This is a genomic window from Cellulomonas sp. B6 (genome assembly GCF_001462455.1).
Classification (GTDB): Bacteria; Actinomycetota; Actinomycetes; order Actinomycetales; family Cellulomonadaceae; genus Cellulomonas.
On record NZ_LNTD01000043.1, the window covers coordinates 1 to 21,465 of the forward strand.

At 75.6% G+C, this 21,465-nt stretch carries 21 protein-coding genes and 1 tRNA gene; 9 read left to right on the forward strand and 13 right to left on the reverse strand.

Translation table 11 applies throughout. From position 1 onward, the window contains the following. On the reverse strand, positions 1–564 hold a 564-nt coding region (locus ATM99_RS02980), incomplete at its 3' end, for a zinc-dependent metalloprotease (RefSeq protein WP_150118090.1). A gap of 149 nt (positions 565–713) precedes the next feature. On the opposite strand from ATM99_RS02980, the gene ATM99_RS02985 reads away from it, so the two are divergent. Further along, the gene (locus ATM99_RS02985; RefSeq protein ID WP_223304778.1) at positions 714–1,832 is read left to right on the forward strand and encodes a PDZ domain-containing protein; all 1,119 of its coding nucleotides are present in this window, start codon (positions 714–716) and stop codon (positions 1,830–1,832) included. A 19-nt stretch (positions 1,833–1,851) separates the two neighbouring features. On the opposite strand, the gene ATM99_RS02990 is transcribed toward ATM99_RS02985, so the two are convergent. After that, positions 1,852–2,430, reverse strand: a complete 579-nt coding sequence (locus tag ATM99_RS02990) for a PPA1309 family protein (protein WP_062101455.1) — start codon at positions 2,428–2,430, stop codon at positions 1,852–1,854. Positions 2,431–2,550: 120 nt separating this feature from the next. On the opposite strand from ATM99_RS02990, the gene ATM99_RS02995 reads away from it, so the two are divergent. Further along, positions 2,551–5,589: a UPF0182 family protein gene (locus ATM99_RS02995; RefSeq protein ID WP_062101456.1), complete on the forward strand. Its 3,039-nt coding sequence runs from the start codon at positions 2,551–2,553 to the stop codon at positions 5,587–5,589. Positions 5,590–5,680: 91 nt separating this feature from the next. On the opposite strand, the gene ATM99_RS03000 is transcribed toward ATM99_RS02995, so the two are convergent. Further along, positions 5,681–6,556, reverse strand: coding sequence for a LysR family transcriptional regulator (locus ATM99_RS03000; RefSeq protein WP_062101457.1), 876 nt, complete (start codon positions 6,554–6,556; stop codon positions 5,681–5,683). A 70-nt stretch (positions 6,557–6,626) separates the two neighbouring features. On the opposite strand from ATM99_RS03000, the gene ATM99_RS03005 reads away from it, so the two are divergent. The 4 genes from ATM99_RS03005 (at position 6,627) to ATM99_RS03020 (ending at position 9,220) form a co-directional block, all read left to right on the forward strand. Beyond that, positions 6,627–7,622, forward strand: coding sequence for a DMT family transporter (locus tag ATM99_RS03005; RefSeq protein ID WP_062101458.1), 996 nt, complete (start codon positions 6,627–6,629; stop codon positions 7,620–7,622). Between the two features lie 19 nt (positions 7,623–7,641). Next, positions 7,642–7,715: transfer RNA gene (locus ATM99_RS03010), tRNA-Met, on the forward strand. 113 nt (positions 7,716–7,828) lie between these two features. Then, positions 7,829–8,524 (forward strand): hemolysin III family protein, encoded by a 696-nt coding sequence (locus tag ATM99_RS03015; protein ID WP_062101482.1) that lies wholly within the window; start codon positions 7,829–7,831, stop codon positions 8,522–8,524. Between the two features lie 153 nt (positions 8,525–8,677). Beyond that, on the forward strand, positions 8,678–9,220 hold the full coding sequence (locus ATM99_RS03020; protein WP_062101459.1) for a hypothetical protein: 543 nt from the start codon (positions 8,678–8,680) through the stop codon (positions 9,218–9,220). 88 nt (positions 9,221–9,308) lie between these two features. Here the strand turns inward: ATM99_RS03020 and ATM99_RS03025 are convergent, their stop codons facing one another. Both ATM99_RS03025 and ATM99_RS03030 read right to left on the reverse strand, forming a co-directional pair. Continuing rightward, positions 9,309–9,812 (reverse strand): hypothetical protein, encoded by a 504-nt coding sequence (locus ATM99_RS03025; RefSeq protein ID WP_062101460.1) that lies wholly within the window; start codon positions 9,810–9,812, stop codon positions 9,309–9,311. Between the two features lie 54 nt (positions 9,813–9,866). Continuing rightward, positions 9,867–10,436, reverse strand: a complete 570-nt coding sequence (locus ATM99_RS03030; RefSeq protein WP_062101461.1) for an MOSC domain-containing protein — start codon at positions 10,434–10,436, stop codon at positions 9,867–9,869. 168 nt (positions 10,437–10,604) lie between these two features. Here ATM99_RS03030 and ATM99_RS03035 point away from each other — a divergent pair, with 168 nt between their 5' ends. Then, positions 10,605–11,549, forward strand: coding sequence for a DUF808 domain-containing protein (locus ATM99_RS03035; protein ID WP_062101462.1), 945 nt, complete (start codon positions 10,605–10,607; stop codon positions 11,547–11,549). Positions 11,550–11,582: 33 nt separating this feature from the next. Here ATM99_RS03035 and yidC read toward each other — a convergent pair whose 3' ends face one another. The 5 genes from yidC to ATM99_RS03060 all read right to left on the reverse strand — a co-directional run bounded on the left by yidC (position 11,583) and on the right by ATM99_RS03060 (position 14,936). After that, a complete protein-coding gene (gene yidC / locus ATM99_RS03040; protein WP_062101463.1) occupies positions 11,583–12,437 on the reverse strand; it encodes a membrane protein insertase YidC in 855 nt (284 codons plus the stop codon). Between the two features lie 78 nt (positions 12,438–12,515). Then, on the reverse strand, positions 12,516–12,923 hold the full coding sequence (locus ATM99_RS03045; protein WP_223304779.1) for a hypothetical protein: 408 nt from the start codon (positions 12,921–12,923) through the stop codon (positions 12,516–12,518). 80 nt (positions 12,924–13,003) lie between these two features. Then, complete coding sequence (locus ATM99_RS03050; RefSeq protein ID WP_062101465.1) at positions 13,004–13,786, reverse strand: FAD-binding oxidoreductase; 783 nt, start codon at positions 13,784–13,786, stop codon at positions 13,004–13,006. Between the two features lie 7 nt (positions 13,787–13,793). Then, positions 13,794–14,441 carry a sulfite oxidase-like oxidoreductase gene (locus ATM99_RS03055; protein ID WP_062101466.1) on the reverse strand — a complete coding sequence of 216 codons (648 nt, stop codon included), beginning with the start codon at positions 14,439–14,441 and terminating at the stop codon, positions 13,794–13,796. 42 nt (positions 14,442–14,483) lie between these two features. Further along, positions 14,484–14,936, reverse strand: coding sequence for a MarR family winged helix-turn-helix transcriptional regulator (locus tag ATM99_RS03060; protein ID WP_223304780.1), 453 nt, complete (start codon positions 14,934–14,936; stop codon positions 14,484–14,486). Between the two features lie 63 nt (positions 14,937–14,999). On the opposite strand from ATM99_RS03060, the gene ATM99_RS03065 reads away from it, so the two are divergent. Then, positions 15,000–15,212 carry a hypothetical protein gene (locus ATM99_RS03065; protein WP_062101468.1) on the forward strand — a complete coding sequence of 71 codons (213 nt, stop codon included), beginning with the start codon at positions 15,000–15,002 and terminating at the stop codon, positions 15,210–15,212. A gap of 55 nt (positions 15,213–15,267) precedes the next feature. On the opposite strand, the gene ATM99_RS03070 is transcribed toward ATM99_RS03065, so the two are convergent. Further along, complete coding sequence (locus tag ATM99_RS03070) at positions 15,268–16,161, reverse strand: inorganic polyphosphate kinase (RefSeq protein ID WP_046528833.1); 894 nt, start codon at positions 16,159–16,161, stop codon at positions 15,268–15,270. Between the two features lies 1 nt (position 16,162). Then, positions 16,163–17,167 carry an SPFH domain-containing protein gene (locus ATM99_RS03075; RefSeq protein ID WP_062101469.1) on the reverse strand — a complete coding sequence of 335 codons (1,005 nt, stop codon included), beginning with the start codon at positions 17,165–17,167 and terminating at the stop codon, positions 16,163–16,165. Between the two features lie 80 nt (positions 17,168–17,247). On the opposite strand from ATM99_RS03075, the gene ATM99_RS03080 reads away from it, so the two are divergent. Beyond that, the gene (locus ATM99_RS03080) at positions 17,248–17,946 is read left to right on the forward strand and encodes an NUDIX domain-containing protein (protein ID WP_062101470.1); all 699 of its coding nucleotides are present in this window, start codon (positions 17,248–17,250) and stop codon (positions 17,944–17,946) included. Positions 17,947–17,986: 40 nt separating this feature from the next. Here the strand turns inward: ATM99_RS03080 and ATM99_RS03085 are convergent, their stop codons facing one another. Then, positions 17,987–21,448 (reverse strand): bifunctional proline dehydrogenase/L-glutamate gamma-semialdehyde dehydrogenase, encoded by a 3,462-nt coding sequence (locus ATM99_RS03085; RefSeq protein WP_062101471.1) that lies wholly within the window; start codon positions 21,446–21,448, stop codon positions 17,987–17,989. Between the last annotated feature and the right edge of the window lie 17 nt (positions 21,449–21,465).

A 21,465-nucleotide genomic window follows, 5' to 3' on the forward strand; every position in this document is an offset into this window, starting at 1 on the left:
GGGCAGCCCCGCGCCCAGGCCGCCGGGCAGCGCACCCCCCAGCTCCCCGAACGCCGGACCGAGCGCGTCGGCGAGCGCGGTCGAGAGCGACGTCGCGACCGGCTCGGTGAGCACGCGCCACGTCGGCAGGGTCGCCTCGACCCACTCGGCGCGGCTCCACGCGTGCGTGGTGCCCGTCGAGGGCGGCAGCTCGGTCGCGGCGTCGAGCCACAGCTCGGCCACGGACAGCGCGTCGCGCACCTCCTTGACCTGCGCCGGTGCGAGTGACGGGTCGCCACCGACGGACGCCTGCTGCCGCGCCAGGTCGTGCGCCATCTGCCAGTTCACCGGCTGGTCGCCCGACGTCGCGAGCATGCGTTGCACCTGCGCGAGCGCCTGCTGCAGGGCCGCCGGGTCGGCGGGCAGCCCTGACGCGGCGGCCATCGCCGCGGGGTCGACGCCCAGCTCACGCATCTCACGGATCGCGTCGTCGGCCGCGGGGCCGAGCATCGCGCGGAGCATCTGCTCCCACTGCTGGGGGCCGGCCCCGTCGGGGCCGTCGGTGGAAGGGACGTCGGGGCTCATGCGTGCCTCCTGGCGCTGCCGGGGAGGTCTCACGGTAACCGCGCCGGATGTGTGACCACCCGCCGCGCTGCGCCGGGTTCGCTCACGGCGCACACGCGACCGGCGCCCGTCCCGCGGCGCGCACGGGAAGGTGGTGGATGATCTGTGCCGTGCGAGACCCCGAGCAGACGGTCGGCCCCTCCGACGCCGACGAGCCGTCCGACCCCGTGCGTCCGGCGGCGACGCCGCGCGCGTTCGTGCTGTCGGGCGCCATGCTCGTGGTCTCGGTGCTCGCGGGCGTGCTGGCGGTCCTCCCCGCGCCCTACGCCGTCAACGGCCCCGGTCCGACGCGGGACGTCCTGGGTGAGGTCGACGGCGAGCCGCTGATCCAGGTCGCGGGTGCGCAGACGTACCCGTCGAGCGGGGAGCTCCGCCTCACGACGATCGCGGGCACCGGTGGGCCCGGCTACCCCGCGTACCTCGCCAACGTGGTGCAGGGGTGGTTCTCGCGCTCGTCGGTCGTGCAGCCCGTCGAGGTCGTCTACCCGCAGGACGTCACGCGCGAGCAGATCGACGAGTCGAACGCCGGCGCCATGGTCTCCTCGCAGGAGAACGCGACGGTCGCCGCCCTCACCGAGCTCGGCTACGAGGTGCCCGCGACGCTCGTCGTGGCGGGGACGGTCGAGGGCACGGACGCCGAGGGACGGCTCGAGCAGGGCGACGTCATCACGGCGATGGACGGCACGCCGCTGCGTGAGTACCAGACGCTCGTCGAACGCCTCGGCGAGCTCGAGCCCGGGGCCACCGTGACCCTCACCGTCACGCGCCACGGAGCCGAGGTCGACGTCCCGATCGTGACCGGTGAGCGTGAGGACGGGGGTGCGCGGATCGGCGTGTACATCGACCCGTCGTTCGACCTGCCGGTGGACGTCACGATCAACATCGAGGGCATCGGGGGGCCGAGCGCCGGCACGATGTTCGCGCTCGGGATCGTGGACCTGCTGACGCCCGAGGACGAGGCCGACGGCCAGCTGGTCGCGGGCACCGGGACCATGGACGTCACCGGTGCGGTCGGACGCATCGGCGGGATCCGGCAGAAGCTCGCGGGTGCGGCGCGCGACGGCGCCGCGTGGTTCCTCGCACCGGACGGGAACTGCGACGAGGTGGTGGGCTACGTGCCCCGCGGCATGCGCGTCGTCCCGGTCGCGACGCTGCACGAGGCGCGTGAGGCGCTCGTCGCGATCGGTGCCGGCACGGGGGACGACCTGCCGACCTGCGCCGCGGGCTGACCCGGCGGGCGCCGCACGCCTACAGCAGCGTGGCCCGCACGGCCTCGACCAGGCCCGGGACGAGGTCCGGACCCTGCCCGACCGCGTCGTCGGCGTCGTGCGCGCGCGTGCGCACGGCGCACCACGCCGGTCCGTCGCGCAGCACGCCCACCGCGAGGCGCACGTCCTGGCGCTGCGGGTGCGCCAGCAGCGCCGCGAGCGCGGCGTCGGGGTCGGACGGCAGGTCGTCCTCCGCGCCGGGGGGCAGCACGACGCGCTCGACCGTGACCGCCGCGCCGTCGACCGTCGTGGGCCACGACAGCCCGCCCAGGAGGCGCTCGAGGTCCTGCGCGGCGGGCACCCCCTCCTGCTCGATCGACGTGAGGTGCTGGTCGTCCGCCTGCGCCGCGGCCAGGACCTCGGACGCGAGCTGCTGCGCGAGGCCCGGCTCGGCGGCGAGCGCCGCCTGGGTGCGCACGAGCGCGAAGACCCGCACGGGCGCGTCCCACCCGGCACCCGCGACGTGGTGCTCGATCTCGCGGACGGCGTCGGCGAGCGCGCGCGTCGCGCGCTCCTGCGGTGCGGCGGTGGGCTCGGGGGGCGTCGAAGGCGTGCTCACGCGACCATCGTCCCACCGTGTGGGAACCTGGGGCGTCCCGGACCCGTTGCCACGGTGGGCGCTCCTGCCTTCCCGAGGGCCCGACCCGCATCGCCGACCGACGACGAGGAACGCCACGCCGTGACCTTCGCCTCCCCGCCCCGCCCCCGACCCGCAGCGCCGCGCCGGCGCGGCCCGCTGGTCCCGACCCTCGTCACGCTCGCCGCGCTCGTCGTCGTGCTGCTCGTGCTCGCGCAGGTGTGGACCGAGGTCATGTGGTTCTCGCAGCTCGGCTACCTCGAGGTGCTCCGCACCGAGTGGGTGACGCGCGGCCTGCTGTTCGTCGCCGGGTTCGCCGTGATGGCGGCCGGGGTCGGCTTCTCGCTGAGCTTCGCCTACCGCGCCCGGCCCGTGTACGCCCCGACGCAGGAGCAGGCCAACCTCGACCAGTACCGCGAGGCGATCGAGCCGCTGCGGCGGCTCGTGCTGATCGTCGGACCGCTCGTGCTCGGCCTGTTCGCGGGCGGTGCCGCGTCGCAGCAGTGGAGCACCGTGCAGCTGTGGCTGCGTGGCGGGGACGTCGGTCGCACCGACCCCCAGTGGGGGATGGACCTCGGGTTCTACCTGTTCACGCTGCCGGGCCTGCGGTTCGTGGTGTCGTTCCTCATGGCCGTCGTGGTGCTCTCGGGCATCGCCGCCGTCGCGACGCACTACCTGTACGGCGGGCTGACCGTGGGCGGCGGACGTGGCGCGCAGCGCACGACGCGCGCCGCGCGCGTCCACCTGTCCGTGCTCGGCGCGCTGGTGCTGGTGCTCGTGGCCGCGAACTACTGGCTGGACCGGTACTCGATCCTCACCAAGCAGCAGACCGGCGAGCAGCGCTGGCAGGGCGCGGGCTTCACCGACGTGCACGCGGTCATCCCGTCGAAGGCGATCCTCGCGGTCGCCGCGCTCGTGGTCGCCGGTGCGTTCGTCGCGACCGCGTTCACGTCGAACTGGCGCCTGCCCGCGATCGGCGTGGGGCTCATGGTCGTCGCGGCGATCGTCGTCGGCGGCGTCTACCCGGCCATCGTCCAGCGGTTCCAGGTGCAGCCGAACCAGCAGGACGCCGAGGCGGACTACATCCAGCGCAACATCGACGCGACCCTCGCGGCGTACGGCCTGGAGGACGTCGAGACCAGCGAGTACGACGCGAACGTCACCGCCGAGCCCGGCGCGCTGCGCGAGAACGCCGAGACGACCGCGTCGATCCGTCTGCTCGACCCGAACATCGTGTCGCCGTCCTTCAAGCAGCTGCAGCAGATCCGCGGCTTCTACAGCTTCCCCGACTCGCTCGCGGTCGACCGGTACACGATCGACGGCGAGAGCCGCGACACGGTCATCGCGGTGCGCGAGCTCGACCAGAACGGCCTGAACGCGGGCCAGCGCAACTGGACCAACGACACGACCGTCTACACGCACGGGTTCGGCGTCGTCGCCGCGTACGGCAACACGCGCGGCGCCCGTGGGGCACCGGCGTTCTGGGAGGGGGGCATCCCCTCGCAGGGCCAGCTCGGCGAGTACGAGCCGCGCATCTACTTCGGCCAGCAGTCGCCGAGCTACTCGATCGTGGGCGGCCCCGAGAGCAGCAACGGCTGGGAGTTCGACTACCCGGACGACGAGGGCGGTGTGGGGTCGGTGCAGTACCGGTTCCCGACGCAGGACGTGTCGGCCGGCCCGTCGATCGGCACCCTGTGGCAGAAGCTGCTGTACGCGCTGAAGTTCGGCGACGAGCAGATCCTGTTCTCGGAGCGCGTCAACGAGCACTCGCAGATCCTGTACGACCGCGACCCGCGCGAGCGCGTCGAGAAGGTCGCGCCGTTCCTCGACCTGGACGGGCGCGTCTATCCCGCCGTGGTCGACGGCCGCGTCAAGTGGATCATCGACGGCTACACGACGTCGGACCAGTACCCGTACGCGGCCGTCCGGTCGCTCGAGGACGCCACGACCGACTCGCTCACCGAGCGCAGCGCGAGCGTGCAGGCCCTGCTGCCCAAGCAGGTGAACTACATCCGCAACTCGGTGAAGGCCACGGTCGACGCGTACGACGGCTCGGTCGACCTGTACGCGTGGGACGCCGAGGACCCGATCCTGCAGGCGTGGACCGACGTGTTCCCGACGACGCTCAAGCCGATGTCCGAGATCTCGGGCGACCTCATGAGCCACATCCGTTACCCCGAGGACCTGTTCAAGGTGCAGCGCGCGCTGCTCGGGCAGTACCACGTGACCAACGCGGCCGAGTTCTTCTCCGGCAACGACTTCTGGCAGAACCCCGCCGACCCGACCGTCACCAACTCGGACGTCCCGCAGCCGCCGTACTACCTGACGCTGCAGATGCCGGGGGAGGACCAGGCGCGGTTCTCGCTGATGTCGACGTTCATCCCGGGCGGCTCGACGGCGCGCAACGTGCTGACGGGCTACCTCGCGGTCGACGCCGAGGCGGGCAACACGCCCGGCGAGGTCGCCGAGGACTACGGCAAGATGCGGCTGCTCGAGCTGCCGCGCGACTCGACCGTGCCCGGCCCCGGCCAGGCGGCGGCGAACTTCACGGCCGACCCGCGGGTCTCCGAGCAGCTCAACATCCTGGCGCGCGGCGACTCGATCGTGCGTCGCGGGAACCTGCTGACGCTGCCCGTGGGCGGCGGTCTGCTCTACGTGCAGCCGGTGTACGTGCAGGCGGCGGCAGGAACGACGTACCCGCTGCTGCAGCGCGTGCTCGTGTCGTTCGGCGACGAGATCGGCTACGCCGAGACCCTCGACGGGGCGCTGGACCAGGTGTTCGGCGGCGACTCCGGCGCGGACGCGGGCGACGCGGGCGCACCGGACCCCGGGACCGGGGTCGACCCGGACGCCACCGAGCCCGGTGACGACGGCACCGTGGAGCCGACGCCCACGCCGACCGCCACCCCGACCGCCGAGCCGACGGACAGGGCGACGCCGGCCCCGCCGGCCGGGGGCGGCACGCTGAGCCCCGACGCGCGGGCCGCGCTCGACGACGCCCTGGGGCGCGCGCAGCAGGCGATCCAGGACGGTCAGGCCGCTCTCGCGGACGGCGACTTCGCCGCGTACGGCGAGGCGCAGTCGCGTCTCGACCAGGCGATCCGTGACGCGGTCGCCGCCGAGGGCGGCCTGGGCGGCTGACCCCGCACGTCGTCCGGCCACCGGAGCCCGGGACCCGCGCGGTCCCGGGCTCCGGTGCGTCCGGGGCGCGTCGTCGCGCGCGGGGCCGGCCTCAGCGGTGGGTCGCGTCGAGCGGTGTCGCGTCGGTCGCGTCGACGAGCGCGCGGACCAGCGGGTGCCACGGACGGTGCGCCGGCCCCGAGAGCACGAGCTCGCGGACGAGCGCCGGGCGCAGCGGGCGCATCGTCAGCTCGGGCGGCAGCATCGTGCCGCCCAGCGCGGGCATGACCGAGACGCCGATGCCCTCGGCGACCATGCGGACCATCGTCGCGAGCTCGTGCACGCGCTGCGCGACCCGGAACTCCAGCCCGGCCTGCGCGTGCATCTGACGGACCTGCGGCTCGCACCCGCCCGTCGACACCAGCAGACCGTCCTCGTGCAGCTCGGCCAGGTCGATGGCGGGCTCGTGCGCCAGGGGGTGGTCGGCGCGGACGAGCGCGCGGAAGTCGTCGCGCGCCACGAGCCGCGAGCCCGGTGGGGCGGGTGCGGGGTCGACGAGGACGGCCGCGTCGACCGTGCCCTGCTCGAGCCACGGCACGAGCTCGTCGTCGGCGCCCTCGAAGACCTGGACGCGGACGTCGGGCAGGTCGCGCGACCAGCGGTGCAGGAGCGAGGGCAGCAGGCCCTGGCAGACCGTCGGGACCGCGGCGAGGCGCACGGTGCCGACGTGCCGCCGTGCGGCGCTCTCGGCGGTGAACGCGTCGACCGACGCGAGCGCCGCGCGGGCGTGGGGGAGCAGTCGTTCGCCGAGCCCGGTGGGGCGCACGGGGGTGGCGCGTTCGACGAGCCGCCCGCCGGCCTCCTTCTCGAGCGCGGCGACCGCGTGCGACACGCCGGACTGGCTCACGCCGAGCGCCGCCGCGGCGTCGGTGAACGAGGCGTGGTCGGTCACCTCGACCAGGGCGCGGAGCTGCGCGAGCGTGGGCATGAGCTGAACTTATCGGCCCATGACGGCGATGCGTTCGACTCATGTGGGCGTGACGCGCGATCCTCGGGGCATGACGAACGACGGCCGGGTCACGGCGCAGTACGTGGGCGCGGCCCTCGTGTGGGGGTCGAGCTTCCTCTTCATGAAGGTCGCCCTGGACGGGCTGTCGCCCGCGCAGGTCGCGTCCGGGCGGCTCTGGCTCGGCGCGGTCACGCTCGTCGCCGTGATGCTCGTGCTGCGTCGACCGTGGCCGCGCGGCCGCCGCGCGTGGTGGCACCTGGGCGTGCTGGGCGTGCTGCTGTGCGTGATCCCGTTCCAGCTGTTCGCGTGGGCGGGGCAGCACCTGGCGTCGGGGTTGTCGAGCATCCTCAACGCCACGACGCCCCTCATGACGTCGCTCGCCGTCGCGGCGCTGCTGCCGGCCGAGCGGCTGACGGCCCGCCAGCGCCTGGGCCTGGTGGTCGGTGCGCTCGGGGTGGTGGTCGTCATCGGCCCGTGGACGTACCTCGGCGACGGCGCGCTCGCGGCGCCGCTGCCCGCCGTGCTCGCGTGCCTCGGCGCGACGGCCTGCTACGGCCTGGGCATGACGTACCTGCGCCGGTTCGTGCGGCCCCTCGGGCTGCCCGCCGAGTCGGTCGCCGCCGGGCAGATCCTCGTCGCCGCGGCCGTCATGCTGCTCGCCGCGCCCGTGATCGCGACCGGGCCGGTCACGCTCACGTGGCCGATCGTGCTGGCGATGGTCGCGCTCGGCGCGCTCGGCACCGGCATGGCCTACGTGTGGAACACCCGGGTCGTCGTCGCGTGGGGTGCGCAGCGGGCGTCGACGGTCACGTACCTCACGCCCGTGGTCGGGGTGCTGCTCGGCATCCTCGTGCTGGGGGAGCGGCTGCACTGGTACGAGCCGGTCGGCGGGGTGCTCGTGGTGCTCGGGGTGGTGGTCGCGCAGCGTGCCGCGCGGCGGGACGCTCCCGTGGTCCCGGCCGTGCCCGCGGAGGGTGCCGCGGGCGCTGTGGCGGCCGTCACGGCCGATCCGGGGCCCACCGATTTGGACTCCCCGCGCCCCTGACGTAGAGTTGCAGAGCCGACGCGGGGTGGAGCAGCTCGGTAGCTCGCTGGGCTCATAACCCAGAGGTCGCAGGTTCAAATCCTGCCCCCGCTACAAGAAGACGAAGGCCCGGACCACACGGTCCGGGCCTTCGTCGTTGGTGCGAGTGCCTCGCTAGGCTGCGAGGGCGGTGAGCTGCCACGAGCGGCGCTCCCAGGAGGGTGACGGTGGAGACGGGACCGGGGCAGACGCCGCAGCTGCGCAGCAGGGACGGCAGCATCCACGTCACCGACGAGCGGATCAACACCGTCAGTCACCTCGTGGCGACCTGCTTCGCGCTCGTCGGGGCCGCGTTGCTCGTCGTGCAGGCGAGCGCGCAGGGCGACCCGTGGAAGATCGTCGGCTTCGCGGTCTACGGCGTCTCGGTGCTCACGCTGTTCGCCGCCAGCACGCTGCACCACGGCCTCGACCGCGGTCCGCGCGTCAACGAGGTGCTGCGCACGCTCGACTACGACTCGGTCTTCCTGCTGATCGCGGGGTCCGTCACGCCGCTGGTGCTCGTGCTCTTCCGCACCACCTACGGCTGGACCGTGCTGGGTGCCGTCTGGGTGATCGCCGCGGCCGGGATCGTGCTGCGCTCGCTGCGCCGCGACCTGCCGAAGTACGTGACCAGCACCCTGTACATCGCGCTGGGGTGGATGCCCGTGCTGCTGGTCGGCGCGGGGGTGTCGCTGCCGGTCGGGGCGTACGTGCTCATGGCCGCGGGCGGGCTCGTCTACAGCGTGGGGTTCGTCGTCTTCGTCGTCGAGCGTCCCAACCCCGTGCCCGGCGTCCTCGGCTTCCACGAGATCTGGCACGTGCTGGTCGTGGTCGCCGCGGTGCTGCACTACCTGCTCATGTACCGGTACGTGCTGCCCGCGTAGCACGATGCGCGACGTGCCGGGCGGGAGGCTGTGACGTTCGTCGCGCGGGGGTGCTTCTCACCCGCCCCGACGTGGCGGTCCGGCGCCTGGCCAGGCACGATGCCTCACAGGTGTCCCACAGGATGCCCACGTCCCGCACGAGAGAAGGCATCCATGACCGCATCGCTCCGCCGCGCCACCGGCTCGCTGACCCTGGCCGCCGCGCTCACGCTCGGGCTCGCCGCCTGCTCGTCGCCGGCGTCCGACGACACCGGCGCCGACGCCTCGCCGACCCCGGCCGCGACGTCCGCGGCGAGCGAGCCGACGCCCACGAAGGCCGCGGAGGAGCCGGCGTCGGACGACCTGGCCGAGCAGCAGGCCAAGCTCGAGTCGATGGTCGCGCAGTCGCAGTCGTCGATCCCGGCGCTGTACGACGCGTTCCCGGGCATGTACTCGAACATCGCGATCACGTCCGAGGGGCCGAGCACGCTCGTCTACTCGTACCAGTACAGCGAGGAGGCCGTGGCCGGCGCCACGGTCGACCAGATGCGCGAGGGCCTCGAGAGCGTCGCGTCGATGCTGCAGACCGGCTGCGAGTCGCAGGTCTTCCCCGTCATGACCGCGGGCGGCGTCACCGTCGACCAGAAGGTCAAGTACACGTACGCCACGCCGTCCGGCGAGACCGTGTGGGAGTACGTCTGCGAGCCCGCGGCCTGACGTCCGCCGCACGAGGACCGTGGCGGCCGCGAGGCTGTGAGGTGCACGACGGGGCAGCCGGTCACGACCCGCTGCCCCGTCGTCGTCCTCAGCGCAGCGGTCGGCCCTGGGCGTCCTTGCCGCCGTTGGTGAGCAGCACGATGCCGTCGACCACGGCCCAGATCCACACGGCCGGGATGATGACGAACCCGACGAGCACGGGCGTGAGCGCCACGCCGACGTAGAGGCCGATGAGCTGCGCGAGGCCGAGCCCGATGTTGCCGGCGTACAGCCGGCCCACGCCGCACACGCCGACGAGCGGCAGCAGCAGCGACAGCAGGCCCGCCGTCGTCCGGGACTTCTCCGACCACGGCCGGCCGGTGACGGGGTCGACGCCGTAGCCCGGCTGCCCGTAGACCGGGTACCCCGTGCCGGGCGCCGCGTAGCCCTGCCCGTACGGCTGCTGCGCGTACTCCGGCTGCGCGTACGGCTGCTGGCCGTACGCGGGCTCGGGGGTGCCGTACTCGGGGACGGGCGGCGGGGATGCCTGCGCGGGCGGCTGCTGCGACGGGTCCGGCGGCCCGGACGCGTAGGGCGACTGCTGATCGGTCATGCGCGGACAGTAGCGCGCCGCACCCGTCGGGCGAGGGTGACGCACGTCCCGCCCTCAGGGGAGGCGCGGACGAGGCAGCGCGTCACCCGCGCGCGTCGGGTCGAGCGGGACGGGGCTGACGAGCACCGCCGGGCCGCGGTGCAGCACGCCCGTCGTCAGGGGGCGGCAGCGCACCCCGCCGCGACCGCCGCGCAGCGCCGGGTGCGCGCCCGGCGCGAGCACGCGGTCCATCCAGGCGCACGGGTTCGCGAAGCGCCCGACGCGCAGCGTGACGGCGTCACCCCCGGACTCCAGCACCGCCTCCTGGCCGACGAGCGGCGTGAGGTGCGCACCGCGCAGCACGACGTTGCGGCGCGCGAGCAGCGGGTCGAACGGCGGCACGCCCAGCTCGGCGGCGACGGCTTCCAGCGCCTCGGCGGCGATCAGCGTGATCGACGCGTCGAGATGCACCGCCTTGCCGTAGAACCGGTCGCCGACGACGCCCTTGTCGGCGACGACCTCGACGTGGTCCGCGTCGGTGGTGGGGACGTCCGCGGCGCCGTCGCGCGGGCGGCCGAAGTACGCGTGCGCGGGTGACACGAGCAGGTGGACGATCTCCACGTCGTACCGGTGCGCCGCGTTCACGGGCCGAGTCTCGCCGAGGACGGCGGCGGTCGCGAGGCCGACGCCCGGGGGACGGCACCGAGGTTCGCCCGCGCGGGGTCCGCCCTCGGGTGGGTGGACGTCGCGCGCGGCCCTACCCTGTCCTTCGGCGCGCGACGGGCGCGGCCACGGGCACGGAGAAGGTGGCACATGGCTGGTGGTCTGGCGGCGCTCCTGGACGACATCGCGGCGCTCGCGAAGCTCGCGGCCGCGTCGGTCGACGACGTGGGCGCGGCGGCCGGGCGCGCGAGCGCGAAGGCGGCCGGAGTCGTCATCGACGACACGGCCGTGACGCCGCGCTACGTGCAGGGCGTCACCGCCCAGCGCGAGCTGCCGATCATCGCGAAGATCGCGCGCGGCTCGCTGCGCAACAAGCTGCTGTTCATCCTCCCCGCCGCGCTGCTGCTCAGCCAGTTCGTGCCGTGGCTGCTCACGCCGATCCTCATGGTCGGCGGCACGTACCTCGCGTTCGAGGGCACCGAGAAGCTGTGGGAGGCGGTGAGCGGGCACCACGCCGCGCAGCCCGAGGTCACGGCCGCCGAGCAGGGCCCCGAGGCCGAGGGGCGGATGGTGTCGAGCGCGATCCGCACCGACTTCATCCTGTCCGCCGAGATCATGGTCATCGCGCTCAACGAGGTCGCCGACCAGCCGATCGTGTCGCGCGCGATCATCCTCGTGATCGTCGCGCTCGGGATCACGGCCCTCGTGTACGGCGTCGTCGCACTCATCGTGAAGATGGACGACATCGGCCTGCGGCTCGCGCAGACCCGCAACGGCGCGACCGCGGCGTTCGGTCGCGGTCTGGTCGCCGCGATGCCCAAGGTCCTCACCGTGCTCTCCACCGTCGGCGTCGTGGCGATGCTGTGGGTCGGCGGGCACATCCTGCTGGTCGGCGTGCACGAGCTCGGCTGGGACGGCCTGTACGACGTGGTCCACCACCTCGAGGACGCCGTGCACGGCGTCGCCGGCATCGGCGGTGTGCTCGCGTGGCTCGTCGAGACCGTCGCGTCGGCGATCATCGGGCTCGTCGTCGGCGCGGTCGTCGTGCTCGTCATGCACCAGGTGCACAAGCGCCGGGGCCGCGCCGCGCACTGAGCCGGGTTCCGGCCGGCGCGCGGCGCACCCCGATCAGACGCGCCGGCCCGCGCGTCGCCCCGCCCGCCCCGGGTGCGGCAGCACGCGGTTGACGACGAGCTGCTGCCCGACCGACCACAGCGCCGACGTCGCCCAGTACAGCACCACGCCCAGCGGCACGTGCACCGCCGCGACGCCCATGACGAGCGGCAGCACGACCGGCAGCGTCGTGGTCAGGCGGGCCATCGGCACCCCCGGGTCGACCGGCGGGCGGTTGCGCGTCGCGAGCCAGCCCGCGAGCGCCTGCCCGCCGCACAGCACGACCGCGAGGGTGATCCCGACGACGAGCGCGCCGGTCGACGCCGCGGCGCCCAGCGTGCCGGCCAGGGGTGCGCCCCACAGCGTCGCGGCGCCGGCCTGCTGCGCGAGGGCACCGGTGAGGGGGCCGACGCCGCCGTCGTGCCCGAGGCCCGCGAGGGTGAGGTACAGCGCGTACAGCACGGGCGCCTGCGCGAGCGCGGGCAGGCAGCCCGCGAGCGGGCTCGCTCCGGCCTCGCCGAGCAGCGCCTGCTGCTCGGCGACGAGCGCCCGGCGCGACGCGGGGTCGGTGCGCCCGCGGTAGCGGGCCTGCACCTGCTGCAGCCGCGGCTGCACGAGCGCCATGGCGTGGGCGCCGCGCACCTGCCGCACCACGAGCGGCAGCAGCACGACGCGGACGAGGACCACCAGCACGACGACCGCGAACGACCACGCCGCGCCCACGGGGTCGAGACCGAGGTCGGTGAGCACGTCGTGGGACGCCACGAGCACGTGCTCGACGAGGACGCGGATCGGGTGGACGAGGGTGGACACCACGGGGACGGTGACGGGCGCGCCGAGGGGCACGGCGACGGGGACGGCGAAGGGCACGGCGGACTCCAGCGAGGACGGCGGGACGGGACGACGAGGTCCCGCGCGCCGCGCCCGGTCAGGGCGGTGCCGGAGGGGTCAGGCGGTCCGGAGGGCGCGCGGGAGCGTCGTCGCTCCCGGTGCCCGGGGGTGCGGCCGGCCGGCCGCCGTCGGGTCCTGCTGACGCGCGGGCGTGCGCGGCGCGCGTGGGTGGGACGCCGGCGCGGGTCCGGTGCGGGGCAGCGCCCCGAGCAGGACCGCGGCGACCGGGACGAGCAGCGCTCCCGCGACGGCCAGGCCGGTCGCGCCGACGGCGGCGACGAGCACGAGCTGCAGCGGTGAGGCGACGGGGTCGCCGAGCGAGGTGCCGATCGAGGTGCCGAGCGCCAGCAGCAGCCCGGCGAGCACCGGCACGAGGACGCCGAGGCGGACCGAGACGGTGGCCGTCAGCGGGGAACGAGGGGTGCGCGGGGCGTGGCGTACGCGTGCGACGTCGGTGCGTGGCACGTGCGTCACCCCCTCCCGGTCCGGTCGTCCCGCAGCCTACGCGAGGGTCACGGGCCCCCGGCGGCGGCGGGCGGCACGCGTCAGTCCGTCGACGGCCCGAACCGCTCGGCGCGGATCGCGCGCGCCTCGTGCCCCAGCACGAGCAGCAGGCGCGTCATCGCCTCGACGAACGCCGTCGGCCCGCACACGTAGCAGACGGGTGCGAGGTCGGCGGGCCAGCCGTGGTGAGCGACGTCCCGCAGCCCGATCCGCCCGACGGCGCGCGGCGCGTCCGGAGGAGCGGCGCGCGTGAACCACACGTCGGACTCGACGCCGTCGAGGCGCGCGCCCGTGAGGTCGTCGAGGAACATCGCGTCGGTCGGCATGCGCACCGAGTACAGGACCCGGAACGGCGTGCGGTCGCCCGCGGCGCGGCGCGCCCGCACCATCGCGACGAGCGGCGTGACGCCCGACCCGCCCGCGAGCAGCAGCACGGGTGCGCCGCCCGCGGCGCCGGGCTCCCACACGAACCACCCGCCGACCGGCCCGCGGACCTCGATCCCGGCGCCGACGGGGAAGTCGTCGACGAGGTAGGGCGACACCTCGCCGCCCGCGACGCGCTGCACGGTGACCTGCACGTGCGTCGGGTGCGCGGGGTCGGTGGGCGCGCTCGCGGAGTAGGCGCGCGTCGCGGTGTACCCGTCGGCGGCCGTCAGGCGCAGGTCGACGTGCTGCCCGGCGCGCAGGCCGGGCCAGGCGGGCACGTCGAGCACGAGCGTGCGTGCCGTGGCGGTCTCGTGCCACGCGTCGACCAGGGTCGCGGTGCGCCAGCCGTGCGCGACCGCGGAGCGCTCGCCGAGCCGGGGGACGTCGGACGTCGTCATCGCGCGCTCAGTCGCCCTGGTAGCGCTGCTCGCGCCACGGGTCGCCGTAGTCGTGGTAGCCGTACCGCTCCCAGAACCCGCGCTGGTCGTCGCGCAGCAGCGTGATCGACCGCACCCACTTGGCGGACTTCCACAGGTACAGGTGCGGCACCAGCAGTCGCGCGGGCCCGCCGTGCAGCGGGTCGAGCGGGCGCCCGTCGTACGTGTGGGCGATCCACGCGCGACCGCCCAGCAGGTCCGCCACGGGCAGGTTCGTGGTGTAGCCGCCGTAGCAGCCGACCAGCGCGTACTGCGCGGCCGACGGGACGTCGGCGAGCAGCACGTCGAGGCTCACGCCGCGCCACCGCGTGCCGAACTTCGACCACCGCGTGACGCAGTGCAGGTCGACGACCGCGTCGTCCTGCGGCAGCGCCAGGAGCTCGGCCCACGTCCAGCGCCACGTCGCGTGGTCCTCGGTGCGCACCTCGAGCTGCCAGTGCGCGGTGTCGACGTTCGGCGTCGGCCCGGCCGACAGCACCGGGAAGTCGTGGACCTCGTACTGGCCCGGCGGCAGCGCGACCCCCGACGGGCGCGGGCGCCCGTGGAAGCCGGGGGTCAGGGCCGGGGTGCCGCTCGGGTCGGTGCCCGGTGCGTCGCTCGGGGTCACGGGAGCCATGCAACACCCGATCGGCCGTGCGCCGACAGGGGGTGGGCGAGGTCAGTCGCGCACGCGCTCACAGGCGTCGATCACGAGCTGCGACGCGCGGCGCACCTCGTCGATCTGCTCGACCGTGAGGCCGAGCCGCTCGACCATCGTCGCGGGCACCTGCTCGGCGCGGGCGCGCAGGTCCCGGCCGGCGTCGGTGAGGTCGATGCGCAGCGCGCGCTCGTCGTCCTCGGCGCGCGTGCGCGTCACGAGGCCGAGGGTCTCGAGGCGGCGGACCAGCGGGGACGCCGTCGCGGGCTCGAGGTGCAGGTGGTCGGCGAGGTCGCGCAGGGACAGCGGCGCGTACTGCCAGAGCGCGAGCATCGCGAGGTACTGGGGGTGCGTCAGGCCCAGCGGCTCGAGCACCGGCCGGTAGAAGCCGACGAGGCTGCGTGCGGCGGCCGACAGCGCGAGGCAGACCTGCGCCTCGACCGCGAGCGGGTCGGCGGGCGCGGGCGTGGTCACGCGCCCCATCCTAGGCATGCGATAGTGAGTGCACTGACCATGAGTGCACGAACGGAGTCGGCCATGACCCAGCGCAAGGCCCGGTTCGACGCGACCGCCTGGCTCGCGCGCTACCTGCTCGGCCCCGCGCAGGTCACCGACCCGCGGCGGGCCGGCCGCGAGGTGACCGAGGACGAGCGGGCGCGCGAGGGCGAGCTGCGCGGCGGGTTCGAGCGCGTCGTCGACGCGTCGGGCCGCGTGTACCTCGTCGCGCGCGACGGCGCCGACCAGGGCTGACCCGCGCGCGCCCGCCGTGCCCGGGCAGGCGCCCGACGACGCGGTTACTGCGCGGTCACGGGGCGACGAGCCGCAGCCGACGGTCGGACACGCCCACGCGCACGGTCTGGCCCCACGTCGCGGTGAGCCGGTCGGCCTCGAGCCCGTCGCCGAACACCACGAGCGCGTCCGACTCGACGACGAGCGCGAGCTCCTGCCGCGCGGCCAGCAGGCCTGCCGTGCGGTCGGCGCCGGTCGCCGGCGACGGCCACGCCTCGCGCACGAACCACGCGAGCGCGTCGTCGCCGGGGCCGGGCAGCGGGGGAGCGTCCGTGCGGCCGCGCGCGAGCGACGTCGCCCAGCCCGTCGCCCCGGTGCCGGTGGTCACGACGACGCCCGACGACGACTGCCGCTCGACGCCCTCGGGCGCGGCGAGCCGGTAGCGCGCCGACTGGTGGCCGACGTGCCCGACGTAGACGTCGTTGAGCGCGTCGAGCGCCGAGCCGTCGTCGAGGGTCGCGCGCACGAGCGCACGCCCCTCGACGACGGCCGTGCCGCGCACGACGTCGCCCAGCACGTGCGCGACCCGGTCGGCGCGGTGCCGCACGAGCACGCCCGCGTTGCGCCCCGGCTCGGGGTCGACGCCCACGACCGGCTGGTCGCGCAGGTACTTCGCGGTGTTGGCGACCAGGCCGTCGGGCCCCACGACGAGGCACACGTCGTCGGGGTCGAACGCGAACCGGTGCAGGTCGCCCCGCTCGACGTCCCCGCGCCGCCAGTCCGCGGGGACGGCCGCGCGCACGGTGCGCAGCGCGTCGGCGAGCGCGTCGTGCCGCGCCTGCACGTCGGCCAGGTCCCGCCCGCGCGTGCGCAGGAAGAACTCGACCTGGCCGCGCGTGCCGTGCCGGTCGACGAGCTCGTCGAGCTCCGAGCGGCGGTGCACGACCACCGCGCGCGGTGCGAGCGTCACGTCACTCGCCCCGCCGGGTCGTGAGCGCCGCCAGGGCGCCCGTGAGCAGGTCGGGCGTGACGGTGACCTGCCCGATCTCCGGCAGGTGCGTCGCGAGCTCGCGCAGCGCGGCCGCGAGCAGCACGCCCTGCGGCACCTCGGCCAGCGCGGCCATGCGGGCGCGCTCGGCGGCGCCGTCCGCCTCACCCTGCAGGCGCGTGGCCTCGGCGTCCGACGTGGCCTGCAGGTGGCGGCGCTCGGCGCGGCCGCGGGCCTCGATGAGTCCGGCCGCGGCGGCCTCGTCGGCGCGCGCCCGGGCGTTGGTGCCCTCCTGCGCGACGAGCTGCTGCTCGCGGCTCGCGAGCTCGATGCGGTTGCTCAGCTCGTTCTCGGCGATGGCACGCTCGCGCTCGACGGCCAGCGCGCGCCGCTCGTACGTCGAGCGGTCGGCCTCGGCCTGCGCGGTCTCGCGCGCCGGTGTCTGCAGCGCGCGCTCGAGGTCGGCGTCGGCGCGCACCGACCCGACGCGGGCGCCCAGCACGCGCAGCCCGGTCGCGGCGACGCGCTCGTCGGCGACGAGGGCCGCGGTGACGCGGCGCCCCAGCGGGCCGGCGCCCGACGTGACGGCCTCGCGCAGGGTCGCGCCGGCGAGCGCGTCCATGACGTGCCCGGCGGCGAGCTCGCCCAGCAGCCGGCCGACCTGGTCGAGCGGGTTGCCGGTCCACCGGCCGGTCGCGGGGTCGATGCTGAAGTCGAGGCGCTGCGCGACGAGGTCGGGCTCCTCGAAGCGGTAGCTCACGGTGACCTGCGCCGTCACGTCCTGCAGGTCGGCGGTGCGGGCGTGCGCGACGAGCGGCAGCTCGCGGTCGTCGACGGGGACCTCCGAGAGCGCCGCGGTGAGCGGCCGGAACCAGAACGCGAGCCCGACGCCCGAGCGGCGCACGCGTCCGCGGCGCAGCTGGAGGACGTGGGTCGTAGGGGTCGAGCGCAGGTGCCGGACCCCGGGGTAGCGCGTGATGGTCGCCATGTCTCCTCCTCGTGTTGTCGTCAACCTGACGATAAACAGCACAATGGTTTCTCGTCAACGTGACGAGATAAGGTGTCGACATGCCGACCCGCTACGACCCCGCCGACTACCCGCCGTTCGCGGTGACCGTCGACCTCGTCGTCCTCACGCTGCGCGCCGACGCGCTGCACGTGCTGCTCGTCGAGCGCGGCGCCGACCCGTGGCGCGGCCGGTGGGCCCTGCCCGGCGGCTTCGTGCACCCCGACGAGGGCCTCGACGCCGCCGCCGCGCGCGAGCTCGCCGAGGAGACCGGCGTGCGTGACGTCCCCGGGCACCTCGAGCAGCTCGCGTCCTACGGCGACCCCGACCGGGACCCGCGCATGCGCGTCGTGTCCGTCGCCTACCTCGCGCTCGCGCCCGACCTGCCCGAGCCGCGCGCCGGGAGCGACGCCGCCGGCGCCGCGTGGGTCCGCGTCGACGACGCGCTCGCGCGCCCGCTCGCGTTCGACCACGCGCGCGTGCTCGCCGACGGCGTCGAGCGGGCGCGCGCCAAGCTCGAGTACAGCCCGCTCGCCGCCGCGTTCTGCGCCGACGAGTTCACGGTCGCCGAGCTGCGGCGCGTCTACGAGGCCGTGTGGGGCCGGCCGCTCGACCCGCGCAACTTCCACCGCAAGGTCACCGGCGTGCCGGGCCTGCTCGTCGACACCGGCCGCATGCGCGCCGAGGGGCGCGGCCGCCCCGCGGCGCTGTACCGGCGCGGCGACGTCACGACCTTGCACCCGCCGCTCAGCCGCGACTGAGGCCTCGCGGGACGCCGCCGGGGCCGCGGGGAGCGGCCCGTCAGCGCACGACCGGCAGCACGTCGTCCGTCAGCGGGTGCGGCGTGCCGAACCGGTGCGCGGTGACGCTCACGGCCTGCTCGCGCAGGAACGGCAGCAGCTCGACGCGCCCCGCCTCGGTCACCGGGTGGTCCCACACCGCGACGTCCGGGCGCCCGCCCGTGGCCGCCGCGACGTCCGCCGCCGCACCGCCGACCAGGCGGACGCGACCGCCGTCGAGGCGTGCGACCCGGGCGGTCCACGCGGCGTCGTCCTCGACGTGCACGGCGCCGAGCGCCGCGACCGCGGCCGCGAGCCGCGCCGGCAGGGCCGCGGGCACCGACACCACGACCGGCGCACCGGCCTCCGCGGCGGCGGCCACGACGCGCACGACGTCCGCGAGGGGCGCGTCGTCGGACCGTCGCACGAGCACGGGCGCCGGCACGGGCAGGTGCCGCAGCACGTTGCGCTCGGCCGCCAGCCCGCTCACGTCGCGTGCGGCGAACAGCTCGGCCCACGCGGCGGCGTCGCTGCGCGCGGCCCGCTCGACGCGCTCGGCGTCGGGCGCCGCGAGCTCGGCGCGCGCCGCCGCGAGCAGGCGCCGCACCGCGGGCGACGTGAAGGTCGCCTCCGCCGCGGCGGGTGCCGACGCCCACGAGCCCAGGCCCGCGAGGTAGCTGGGCCCGCCCGCCTTGGTGCCCGGCCCGACGGCCGAACGCTTCCACCCGCCGAACGGCTGGCGCCGCACGATCGCGCCCGTGGTGCCGCGGTTCACGTACAGGTTGCCCGCCTGCACGCGCGCGAGCCACGTGCCGATCTCCGCCGGGTCCAGGCTGTGCAGGCCCGAGGTGAGCCCGTAGTCCACGTCGTTCACGAGGTCGATCGCCTCGTCGAGCGTCGCCGCGGTCATGACGCCCAGCACGGGCCCGAAGTACTCGGTCCGGTGCGTGCGCGACCCGCGTGCGACCCCCGTCACGACGCCCGGGGACCACAGCCGCCCCGCGTCGTCGAGGCGACGCGGCGCGAGCGCCCACGCCTGGCCCGGCTCGAGCGTCGTCAGGCCCGTGAGCAGCTTGCCCGTGGCCGGCTCGATCAGGGGGCCGACCTGCGTGCGCGCGTCCTGCGGCAGCCCGACGGCCAGCGACGACACCGTGTCGAGCAGCTGCGAGCGGAACCGGCGCGACGTCGCGACCGAGCCCACCAGCACCACGAGCGACGCCGCCGAGCACTTCTGCCCCGCGTGCCCGAACGCCGAGGCCACGACGTCGCGCACCGCGAGGTCGAGGTCCGCCGACGGCGTCACGACGATCGCGTTCTTGCCGCTCGTCTCGGCCAGCAGCGGCAGGTCGGGGCGGAACGAGCGGAACAGCTCGGCGGTCTCGTAGGCGCCCGTGAGCACCACGCGGTCGACGGCGGGGTGCGCCACGAGCGCGCGCCCCAGGGTGTCCTCGTCGACCTGCACCAGCCGCAGCACGTCGCGCGGGACGCCCGCGTCCCACAGCGCCTCGGCGAGCACCGCGCCGCAGCGCTCGGCCGGCCCGGCGGGCTTGAGCAGCACCGCCGATCCCGCGGCGAGCGCCGCGAGCGTCGACCCCGCCGGGATCGCGACCGGGAAGTTCCACGGCGGCGTGACCAGCGTGAGCGCCGCGGGCACGAACGTCGCGCCGTCGACGTGGTCGAGGCCGCGCGCGAGCTCGGCGTACCAGTGCGCGAAGTCGACCGCCTCGGAGACCTCGGGGTCGCCCTGGTCGACGGTCTTGCCGGCCTCGGCGGCCATGACCTCGAGCAGCGCCCCGCGGTGCGCCTCGAGCGCGTCGGCCGCGCGGTCCAGCACGGCCGCGCGTTCGGCCGCCGGGCGCGCGCCCCACGCCTCGCCCGCCCGGCGCGCGTCACGGACCAGCGCGTCGAGCGCGCCGGCGTCGTCGACGCGTGCCGCCTCGGCCCCCGCGGCACCGAGCGTCGAGCCGGGGACGCGCGCGAGCACGTCCCGCACCCACGCGCGGTGCTCGCGCACCGCGGGGTCCGTGTCGGGCGTGTTCGTGAACGCGCCGGGTGCCGACGGCGGCACCGCGGCGTGCCGGTCGGGGACCCGGTGCCGGTCGGGCACGGGCGCGTCGACGTCGCGCAGCGCCGCGAGGAACCGCGCGCGCTCGCGGTCGAACAGCGCGTCGTCGTCGGCCAGGTCGAACACCGCGGACATGAAGTTCTCGCTCGACGCGCCCTCCTCGAGGCGCCGCACGAGGTACGCGATCGCGACGTCGAACTCCTGGGGTGCGACCACCGGGGTGTAGAGCAGCAGCCCGCCGACGTCGCGGCGCACGGCCACGGCCTGGCCGGGCGCCATGCCCAGCAGCATCTCGACCTCGACGCCGTGCCGCACGCCGCGCTCGCCCGCGAGCAGCCACGCGTGCGCGACGTCGAACAGGTTGTGGCCCGCGACCCCCAGCCGGACGTTCGCGATCCGCTCGGGCGTGAGCGCCCAGTCGAGCACGCGCTTGTAGTGCGCGTCGGTCTCCTGCTTGCTGCCCCACGTGGCCAGCGGCCAGCCGTGCACCTCGGCCTCGACGTGCTCCATCGGCAGGTTCGCGCCCTTGACGAGCCGCACCTTGATGCCGGCACCGCCCCCGGCGCGGCGTCGCGCGGCCCAGTCCTGCAGCCGCTGCATGGCCGGCAGCGCGTCCGGCAGGTACGCCTGCAGCACGATCCCCGCCTCGAGCGTGCGCAGCGACGGGCGGTCGAGCAGGCGCGTGAACACCTCGACCGTGAGGTCGAGGTCCTTGTACTCCTCCATGTCGAGGTTGACGAACTTGGGCGTCGGAGCCGACGCGGCCTGCTCGAACAGCGGCGTCAGGTGCGCGACCACGTCCTCGACGGCCGCGTCGAACGCCCACGGCGCGTGCGGTGCGACGACCGACGACACCTTGACGGACACGTAGTCGACGTCGTCGCGCGCCAGCAGCCGCCGCGTGCCCGCGAGGCGGCGCTCGGCCTCGCGGCGCCCCAGGACGGCCTCGCCGAGCAGGTTGACGTTGAGGCGTGCGCCGTCGCCCCGCAGGCGCGCGATCGCCGGGCCCAGGCGCCGGTCGGTCGCGTCGACCACGAGGTGGCCGACCAGGTGCCGCAGCACGCGCCGCGCGACGGGCACCACGACGTGGGGGAGCGCCGGGGCGAGCGCGCCGCCGAGCCGGACGGCCGCGCGCAGGTGCGGCGCGAGGAACCGCGGCGGGCGGGCGGCGAGCTCGTGCAGCCGGCGCGCGGCGACGCGGTGGTCCTCGGGGCGGACCACGCCGTCGACGAAGCCGACCGCGAACGCCAGGCCGTCAGGCTCACGCAGCAGCGCCGCGAGGTGTGCCGCGGCGGGGTCGACCGGGTGCTGCGCGGCCCCGCGGAGCCAGCGGCGGACCAGCGCGACAACCCGGTCGGCGTGGTCGGCGGCTGCGTCGCGGCCGGCCGCGCCGTCGGGGTGGGTCACCGTGTCGGTCATCGGGTCCTCGCTGCCGG

Excerpts from the sequence above, each read along its gene's own strand:
- ATM99_RS03020 (WP_062101459.1), top strand. The coding sequence starts at position 8,678 with ATGACCGCATCGCTCCGCCGCGCCACCGGCTCGCTGACCCTGGCCGCC.
- ATM99_RS03075 (WP_062101469.1), bottom strand. The coding sequence starts at position 17,167 with ATGGCGACCATCACGCGCTACCCCGGGGTCCGGCACCTGCGCTCGACC.
- ATM99_RS03080 (WP_062101470.1), top strand. The coding sequence starts at position 17,248 with ATGCCGACCCGCTACGACCCCGCCGACTACCCGCCGTTCGCGGTGACC.
- ATM99_RS03065 (WP_062101468.1), top strand. The coding sequence starts at position 15,000 with ATGACCCAGCGCAAGGCCCGGTTCGACGCGACCGCCTGGCTCGCGCGC.
- ATM99_RS03050 (WP_062101465.1), bottom strand. The coding sequence starts at position 13,786 with ATGACGACGTCCGACGTCCCCCGGCTCGGCGAGCGCTCCGCGGTCGCG.
- ATM99_RS03000 (WP_062101457.1), bottom strand. The coding sequence starts at position 6,556 with ATGCCCACGCTCGCGCAGCTCCGCGCCCTGGTCGAGGTGACCGACCAC.
- ATM99_RS03055 (WP_062101466.1), bottom strand. The coding sequence starts at position 14,441 with ATGGCTCCCGTGACCCCGAGCGACGCACCGGGCACCGACCCGAGCGGC.
- ATM99_RS03005 (WP_062101458.1), top strand. The coding sequence starts at position 6,627 with ATGACGAACGACGGCCGGGTCACGGCGCAGTACGTGGGCGCGGCCCTC.
- ATM99_RS03025 (WP_062101460.1), bottom strand. The coding sequence starts at position 9,812 with ATGACCGATCAGCAGTCGCCCTACGCGTCCGGGCCGCCGGACCCGTCG.
- ATM99_RS03085 (WP_062101471.1), bottom strand. The coding sequence starts at position 21,448 with ATGACCGACACGGTGACCCACCCCGACGGCGCGGCCGGCCGCGACGCA.
- ATM99_RS03035 (WP_062101462.1), top strand. The coding sequence starts at position 10,605 with ATGGCTGGTGGTCTGGCGGCGCTCCTGGACGACATCGCGGCGCTCGCG.